The 6,544-nt window shown below is 37.1% G+C and carries 5 protein-coding genes; all 5 read right to left on the bottom strand.

Features of this window, described 5'->3' with window-relative positions:
- Window positions 1-22 precede the first annotated feature (22 nt).
- Complete coding sequence (locus B4F08_RS17125; RefSeq protein ID WP_291375520.1) at window positions 23-2,140, bottom strand: NERD domain-containing protein; 2,118 nt, start codon at window positions 2,138-2,140, stop codon at window positions 23-25.
- Window positions 2,141-2,203: 63 nt separating this feature from the next.
- Entirely contained in the window at window positions 2,204-4,843 is a 2,640-nt protein-coding gene (locus B4F08_RS17120) for a bifunctional aconitate hydratase 2/2-methylisocitrate dehydratase (protein ID WP_291375518.1), read from the bottom strand.
- 293 nt (window positions 4,844-5,136) lie between these two features.
- Window positions 5,137-5,406 (bottom strand): hypothetical protein, encoded by a 270-nt coding sequence (locus tag B4F08_RS17115; protein ID WP_086207637.1) that lies wholly within the window; start codon window positions 5,404-5,406, stop codon window positions 5,137-5,139.
- Between the two features lie 119 nt (window positions 5,407-5,525).
- Window positions 5,526-5,885 carry a hypothetical protein gene (locus B4F08_RS17110; RefSeq protein WP_086207638.1) on the bottom strand — a complete coding sequence of 120 codons (360 nt, stop codon included), beginning with the start codon at window positions 5,883-5,885 and terminating at the stop codon, window positions 5,526-5,528.
- A 107-nt stretch (window positions 5,886-5,992) separates the two neighbouring features.
- Complete coding sequence (locus tag B4F08_RS17105; protein WP_086207639.1) at window positions 5,993-6,427, bottom strand: I78 family peptidase inhibitor; 435 nt, start codon at window positions 6,425-6,427, stop codon at window positions 5,993-5,995.
- Window positions 6,428-6,544 lie beyond the last annotated feature (117 nt).

The following is a 6,544-nucleotide window of genomic DNA, read 5'->3' as shown; positions in this document are numbered from 1 at the left end:
AATACAGAGGAATCGAGATTGTTTAGGCATTCAATTTACTCATCATACGATTCATAAAATTATCATAATTACCTATTTGATGTTCCCAAAATTCATCTTTCTCAATATTTTTTATAAAATTAAGAGGGTCAATATTTTTCACATCACTTTCTTCATCGAATGAACTATTTACAATCGAATCCATAAAATCAACTTTTCCATTTAAAGATATAATTATTTCATCCATTGATATTTTTAAATGATTATCAAAATAGTGATGATCAAACTCTAAGGTTGTATCTATAATCCAAGAGTGAATTTTTACATCATCTAAATTTTCAAAAAATTGATTTAAAAAACCATTTTTCACAAATTCAACTTTTTTGGAAAGTTGATAAGCAGCCTTATTCAGAGTGAAATTTCGATATTCATAAATTTCTTGAATACTACTTTTAATATAAGTCGATTTAACCTCTACGACGATAACATGATTTTCACATATAGCAATAAGATCAATTTCACCAACTTCTCTATCTGCAGGTTGATATTGGCAAAATACATTAAACCCAGCATTCTTAAACTTCTCAGCTAAATTTAATTCAATATTATCTGTTTCACTTTTAAGTTCTAAACGATTTTTATGCAGCTTACGCACATAATTAATCATCATCGTATTTACATTTTGAAATGCAGTTAGCCATGGAAATTGAAAAACGAAATTATCGATTTTGTAAAATGGCTTTTGTTGAAATGTTGAATGATGATCTTCACTATACAAATCACAAGTCCAAAAATTCAAAATTTGTTCCATTTTATTTTTTTTGACAGTATTTGAACTGCTTTTTACCCATGATGACATTCTTTTAATCTTATCTTCTTGCCTTGCAAATGTGAAAGGCATTCTATTTTCACCTATTACAAAACCATGCATAGTTAGTTCTGTTAAAGCATGCAAATTACTTTCAGCATGAGGTAAAAAACCTATAAATTTTTCTATATGATCTTTTAAATAATGAGCTTGTGATAAAGTCATAGTAATCATGATTTCATAAGCATCTAATTTTTGTTGATTAATACTGAAGTCTAAAATCCCATAAACTTGTTCTAATTGTTCTTTAACAGCAAAAGCCTTAGATAAAGCAACTGCATTAGCTTCTAAGTTATGACCAGTATTTATAATGCTATATATAACATCGGAATTTAACAGTTTTTTAGTACCAATACCCAACCAATAACTTATGAGTAATGAATTTTTCTCTGACCAATTATCTTTTTTATCTTTTGTATTAGTATAAATCAATTCTGAATTTTTCAGCTCGTAATTTACCTGCTTATCAAAACTAAACGACTCTAGTACATTTCTTTTATAATTTATAATCTCAATTTTGATAGCCACAAGCTTTTTATACAATTCATACTGCTCTTGAAGAAGCGGAGTCATTCCTTCCCCGATTAAGAAAGGCATTAATTTATTTTTCAGTGCTAATCCTATTGATTGATCCGTCAGTTTTTTAGTATTTTTTTTAGAAAATTTAACTATTTCATCAAAAGCTTTCCAAACTGTTTCTGCTGAATTATTTTCATTTTCATCAAACTGATAAGGCAAATAATTAAAGTAATCCTGATTTGGAATCAAATATTCATATGCATATAAACTTCCAAAAGCCATAGCCGTAATTTGACCAATATTCAGCCTATTCTTAATATCTTCATAAATGTCTAATCGATGCTTATATTGTGATTGTAAATACTCTTCAGTCTGAAAAAATATAGACAGTTTTTCTATATTAACTTCTTGTTTAATTTCATTTAGTACAGACCAGGAATGATGTTCCGCATTAAGGATTATGCCAGAATAACGCACAGCTAAAATAAAGCTTTGAACATCAAGTTTTAAATAATTTAGACAAATACTTTTATCAACCAAATTAAAGCGAACATATTGGCTTAGTGCGAGAATATAATTTTCACTTTGTGCATCATCAACTGTCAAAAATTTAATAAAACTTGATTGCCAAAACATATCAAATTTATTTTTAAATGTACCAAGCTTGGGTTGTGAACTTTTATATAAGAGGTTTTGGACAATTTTTTCTTTTGCTACTTCAAAACCAAACTCTGCTACAAGAAATTCAAATTTATTTTCGTAATAATTTTGCATAAAAAATAAGGGCTGATTACTCAGCCCTTATTTCTAACTCAATTTAATTTATTTTTCAACAAATTAAGCCAATTGAGCAGCAGCAATTTTCTTAGTATCGATGTCTTTAGCAGCATCTGTATACTCGCTCATCTTGTCGAAGTTCAAGTATTGGTAGATGTCAGCAGACATACTGTCGATTTGAGCAGCGTACTGTTGGTATTCTTCTGGAGAAGGTAATTTACCCAATACAGCAGCAACAGAAGCAAGCTCAGCAGATGCCAGGTAAACGTTCGCACCTTGACCTAGACGGTTCGGGAAGTTACGAGTAGAAGTCGATACACAAGTAGTGTTCGGAGCTACACGTGCTTGGTTACCCATACACAATGAACAACCCGGCATTTCAGTACGCGCGCCAGCTTTACCATAAGTATTGTAGAAACCTTCTTCCATCAATTGACGTTCGTCCATACGCGTAGGCGGAGCAATCCACAAACGAGTTGAAAGTACGCCACCAGGAACTTTCTCTAACAACTTACCAGTTGCACGGAAGTGACCAATGTTCGTCATACATGAACCAACGAATACTTCGTCAATTTTCACACCTTGAACGTCAGAAAGCAATTTCGCATCATCTGGGTCATTCGGGCAGCAAAGAACTGGTTCAGTAATTGTAGCAAGGTCAATTTCATACACTTTCGTGTATTCAGCATCAGCATCAGCTTTAAGAAGTGATGGGTTCGCTAACCATTTTTCCATGTTCTCAACACGACGAGCCATTGTACGCGCATCGCCATAACCTTCAGAAATCATCCACTTCAACATTGTGATGTTTGATTTCAGGTATTCAGCAACTTTCTCTTCAGAAAGCGTGATAGAACAACCCGCAGCAGAACGTTCAGCAGACGCATCAGAAAGTTCGAATGCTTGCTCAACAGTAAGGTCAGTTTCCATTTCTGTTAAGTCGATCTCGAGGATACGACCAGAGAAGATGTTTTTCTTACCTTTCTTCTCTACAGTTAAGTCACCTTGCTGAATCGCAACATAAGGAATTGCATGTACAAGGTCACGTAGTGTGATACCAGGTTGCATTTTACCTTTGAACTTAACAAGTACAGATTCAGGCATATCTAGTGGCATAACACCAGTCGCAGCAGCGAATGCTACAAGACCAGAACCCGCTGGGAATGAAATACCAATTGGGAAACGTGTATGTGAGTCACCACCAGTACCAACAGTATCTGGAAGAAGCATACGGTTTAACCAAGAGTGGATAATACCGTCACCTGGACGTAGAGATACACCGCCACGGTTCATGATGAAATCAGGAAGCGAGTGTTGCATTTGAACGTCAACTGGCTTTGGATATGCAGCTGTGTGACAGAAAGATTGCATAACTAGGTCAGCAGAGAAGCCTAGGCAAGCTAAGTCTTTCAATTCGTCACGAGTCATTGGACCAGTGGTATCTTGCGAACCAACAGTTGTCATCTTAGGTTCACAGTAAGTACCTGGAAGTACGCCTTGACCTTCAGGAAGACCACATGCGCGACCAACCATTTTCTGTGCTTGAGTGAAACCTTTGCCAGTAGCAGCAGGTTGAACTGGAGTACGGAATAACGTAGATGGAGCAAGGCCTAAAGCTTCACGTGCTTTAGCAGTTAAGCCACGACCAACGATTAGGTTGATACGACCACCTGCACGTACTTCGTCTAGAAGTACTGGAGTTTTAAGTTCAGCATCAGCAATGACTGCGCCGTCTTTAGTTGCAGTTACTTTTGCAGCAGCATGATCAATGTTAAGAACGATTTCATCGCCCATGTTCATGTTTGCAACATCAATTTCGATTGGCAACGCGCCAGCATCTTCCATTGTGTTGAAGAAAATCGGAGCGATTTTAGAACCTAAGCAGTAACCACCGTCTTTTTTGTTCGGGATGTGCGCAATTTCGTCACCGAAGAACCAAAGTACAGAGTTCGTTGCAGATTTACGAGATGAACCTGTACCAACAACGTCACCAACGTATGCAACTTGGTTGCCTTTTGCGATCAAGTCTTTGATTTGGTTTAATGGACCAACTTCACCAGGAACTTCTGGGTTGATACCGTCACGTACGTTTTTCAACATTGCATTTGCATGCAATGGAATATCTGGACGGCTCCAAGCGTCTTGTGCAGGTGACAAGTCATCAGTGTTGGTTTCGCCAGTTACTTTGAAAACTGTAAGTTTGATTTCAGTAGGAACATCTTTACGAGTCGTGAACCATTCAGCGTCAGCCCAAGATTGCATAACCGCTTGTGCATTCGCGTTACCCGCTTTTGCTTTATCTGCAACGTCATGGAATGCATCAAATACAAGAAGCGTTTTCTTGAGTGCTTCAGCTGCTAATTCAGCAAGTTCAGCATCATCAAGAAGTGCAACTAAAGGAGCAACGTTATAACCACCAAGCATAGTGCCTAGTAAGTAAACCGCACGTTCTTTAGAAACTAATGGTGAAGTCGCTTCGCCTTTAGCCAAAGCAGCTAAGAATGCAGCTTTAACGTATGCAGCTTGGTCAACACCCGCTGGAACACGGTTTTCTAGTAAATCAACTAAAAATGCTTCTTCGCCAGCTGGTGGGTTTTTTAATAATTCAACTAATGCAGCTGTTTGAGCATCGTCAAGTGGCTTCGGTGGGACTCCGAGTGCGGCACGTTCTGCAACGTGTTGGCGGTAAGCTTCTAGCACGGTGTTATTCCTCTTTTTTAAAAAATTATTTACGTATTCCTGCTTTAATTAAAGCTACGTAAATAATATGGACTGCTAAATTTTACTAAAATTCCAGTTAAAAGTTAATGCAAGCAGCGTGTTTCTTCGTGATGCCCATTATTTTCTAACTAAATGATGTTCATACCGATTGCACAATGAATACCACATTTACTGCTATTTGCTCAGTCTTTAACACATTAACTTTGGACTGGTATTTAAAAACAAAAAGGCAACTCATGTTGCCTTTTTTTTCCAAATATAAGTATTCAACCTTAGTGTACTGTTGTGGCTTGAATATATTGCTTAAAACTTTCCCGACATCCTTCAAATTTCATCTGAATTTCGTCGTCATGTAAGTTTTGGTGCGCCGAACCGGCAAATGAAATTTGAACCAAAAACCGTGTAGGTTCATGTTCAAGGGCTTGTTTAAAGTAAACCTGATCACCCAAGCTAAGGACATAGTGCCCTCCACCAATCACGGCCACGCCATTTTCATCTTCCAAGAGTAAATCTGCTTGATTTAAATAGCCGACAACTTCCATTTTCTGCTCCTCTCGTTTTTGTTCTCTTTTCATTATTCTTTATTTTCATATGCTTTTCTATATATATGATTTAGTGTTTTGTCACAAAAAAATACCAACTTAAAATAAAAAACCGTTCATTAGAACGGTTTGTAATCTGGCATGTCTTTATGAGGGGTCGCTATACATTTTTCAGTGTATGCTGCACGAACTTTTTCTCGTGCCCCTTCAATATCGCTCTTAATGTCCGCTTCAGGCAAAGCATATACATGCTCAATAATATCTAAGATAAATGCTTTGGTCGTCGCATCTTCTACCTTATTGGCATGTTCAATTGCTTTGTCTTTTTCAATTGCATTTTGACGATCTAGCATAATCGAACGTGCTGCATTTCCTACACTTTTACAATAGCCATGCCATTGTTCTTCTGGCGTTAACGGTTTTTTTTCTGCACAACCCACCAAAGCAATGGCAGCAGCCAAAACAAATAACTTTTTCATTACAACTCTCCTATGTGCCCTATCATAATCAAACTTTTAAAAATGAAGAACCATTCCCCTGCTTTAAATGTCAAAAAGCCCAGATTTGGGCTTTTTGACTGAGCAAATTAACCGCAGTTCGCTTGAACTACTTTATTGGTCTTTGGATCAACCGTTACTGTCACTCGGTCTTCACGATAATCCATCGTGACTGGCTGCCCAGGTTGGACTAAACGCACTATCTTCGCACTGGTTTTTTGCTTAATCTGCGCTTCCGTTAAATTCGACTGACCAATCAAGGCTGTCGCTTGCTCTGCGACACATTTGCTCTGGCTAGCACGGAACAGTGCCCACTCTTCAATAACTTGACCATTGGGCAAATGACAATATCCCACTTCACCATTCGCTTCTTTTCGAGTCTCTAATTTGCCACCCTGTTCAATACAAAAAGTACTGGCAGGATTTGCCATACCAATATTGGGCTTTTCTGCTTCATTCTTTTGTGCAGTACTACAACCAGACAAAGCTGCCACAATCAATCCGAGCATTACAGTTTTTTTCATAAAGGGGATTTCTTTAAATAAAAGATCAACATAGCAAATAAGCACGAATGAAACTGTGCGAGTTTTGCAAAATATTGAACAAAAAAGAAAAGCCCATCAAAAGATGGACTTCTTATA

Origin of the sequence: Acinetobacter sp. UBA6720 (genome assembly GCF_002454215.1) — a bacterium.
In the GTDB taxonomy this organism is placed as follows: domain Bacteria; phylum Pseudomonadota; class Gammaproteobacteria; order Pseudomonadales; family Moraxellaceae; genus Acinetobacter.
The sequence above is the reverse complement of the archived record's forward strand: the minus strand, read 5'-3'. Positions and strand labels throughout refer to the sequence as shown.

Excerpts from the sequence above, each read along its gene's own strand:
- B4F08_RS17125 (WP_291375520.1), bottom strand. The coding sequence starts at position 2,140 with ATGCAAAATTATTACGAAAATAAATTTGAATTTCTTGTAGCAGAGTTT.
- B4F08_RS17115 (WP_086207637.1), bottom strand. The coding sequence starts at position 5,406 with ATGGAAGTTGTCGGCTATTTAAATCAAGCAGATTTACTCTTGGAAGAT.
- B4F08_RS17110 (WP_086207638.1), bottom strand. The coding sequence starts at position 5,885 with ATGAAAAAGTTATTTGTTTTGGCTGCTGCCATTGCTTTGGTGGGTTGT.
- B4F08_RS17105 (WP_086207639.1), bottom strand. The coding sequence starts at position 6,427 with ATGAAAAAAACTGTAATGCTCGGATTGATTGTGGCAGCTTTGTCTGGT.